The following is a 1,521-nucleotide window of genomic DNA, read 5'->3' on the forward strand; positions in this document are numbered from 1 at the left end:
CGCAAATCAGACTCATCGGCAAGTTCAAGAAACGTCTTAATACTTGACCGTAACTCCGACATCGCACGCGCTTGCGCAGACAAGAAGTTCGCTTGTTTTTGGAACGACCATTGGCGTTCGTACTCTTCAACATCCATCGACTCGCCTGAAATTTTCTTGGTCTGAAAATCTGAATGGTCTTCACTATCACTAACGAACATAACTTTCTGCGCATGAATAATAGCCGTGAATTGTGTCTGAATAGACATCCACAGCTTATCTAGCTCACTCATGGCCGCAACGTCTGCAAGCAGTTCATGCACGGCTTCAGGGAAGTACTTGCGGAAGAACCCGTGCGTAACAGCATTATCGTTTTGCAGAGGCGCGCCACCGCGGTTACCGACCGCGTTTTGATTATGCTTTGGAGCGCCAGCGCGTTTCGGAGTACTCCGTTCATTCGTTTGGAGTACTCCATTCAGCTTCTCAATCCATCGGTCTTTCGCCTTCCAGCCGCCGACCGTCTTCTCGGATATCCCAAGCTGAATAGCGATTTCACGGTTACTGATTTCGCCATTGCTGTCACGCCATACTTCAAATGCCTTGTCGCGATTAGGACTTCGTTCACGAGGCACTACACTTCACCCACCTCCAGATGTTGGATTGAGTTGTTTTGCAGAAGGCAAAAGAAAAACCCGCCTAAGCGGGCCAATGATTATTTTTTAATATGAACCTGTGTGTTTGCTTGGCTGTTATTTACAAATGTGACAATCGAATCGACAGTATAACTGTCACTATCTACGAAGGCGGGATTGCTTCGAAGTAGCACTTTTTCTCCGCGTTCAGGAATTCGGTCTGCACCCTTTACCGTAGCTACAGCATTACCTCTAAAAATGAGCTGATAATCCATATCCGTAACCCTCCCTACTCACAATTTCCGCAAGAAAAGGATTATTCCTGCAATACGCGTGATTTATCTGCATCCCCGACGCCATTGAACAGCGGCACGGAATCCCTCTTCATCCTTCGTATCCAATGCACGCTCTACCAAGGCACCCTCAATCGCCATCGAAGCAGCAACATCTAACCACTCTTCTGCTGAACAGAGGTCACATTCGGGCATCCAGAACCACTTCTTTTGAGATGGAACACGGATACAATATCTCTGAGCGCGGTCAGAATCACGGTCGATATCAACGACATATCCAATCTCGCCTATAGGTGCTTCGACGTTGAGCACGTCGCTTTGTATGTACACCTGCTGCATAGTCTGGAATTTCATCTCATCACCTCACCGCATATCGCTTCGGCCGCAGCGCCCCATGCTCTCGCTTATACGTGTCCGCCGTCGTGATGACTCGCCCAAATTCCCGCTCCGTGAACTCGTCATACCATTGCTCAAGCGGGTCAGTATGTGGTTTCGGTGGAGGTACTGTGGTCCACTCTGTGACACGGCCAGTGAGTGCGTCATACACGAGTTCTTGATGATGCTCTGTTTTTGCAATGCGACGCATCGGACATGTGACACACATGCACTTGCCCATA

4 protein-coding genes are annotated in these 1,521 nt (G+C 48.8%); all 4 read right to left on the bottom strand.

The window, feature by feature from the left end; genetic code table 11:
• Nucleotides 1-611, bottom strand: a 611-nt coding sequence (terS, locus tag J3482_RS20015; protein ID WP_206923064.1) for a phage terminase small subunit, incomplete at its 3' end; no start/stop codon positions are given.
• An 80-nt stretch (nt 612-691) separates the two neighbouring features.
• Complete coding sequence (locus J3482_RS20020; protein WP_206923065.1) at nt 692-886, bottom strand: hypothetical protein; 195 nt, start codon at nt 884-886, stop codon at nt 692-694.
• Between the two features lie 63 nt (nt 887-949).
• Nucleotides 950-1,258, bottom strand: coding sequence for a hypothetical protein (locus tag J3482_RS20025; RefSeq protein ID WP_146823372.1), 309 nt, complete (start codon nt 1,256-1,258; stop codon nt 950-952).
• A gap of 4 nt (nt 1,259-1,262) precedes the next feature.
• Nucleotides 1,263-1,521 (bottom strand): hypothetical protein (locus J3482_RS20030; protein WP_206923066.1); only part of this gene is annotated, 259 nt, incomplete at its 5' end.

The sequence above is a fragment of the Alicyclobacillus suci genome (assembly GCF_017329615.1).
Classification (GTDB): Bacteria; Bacillota; Bacilli; order Alicyclobacillales; family Alicyclobacillaceae; genus Alicyclobacillus; species Alicyclobacillus suci.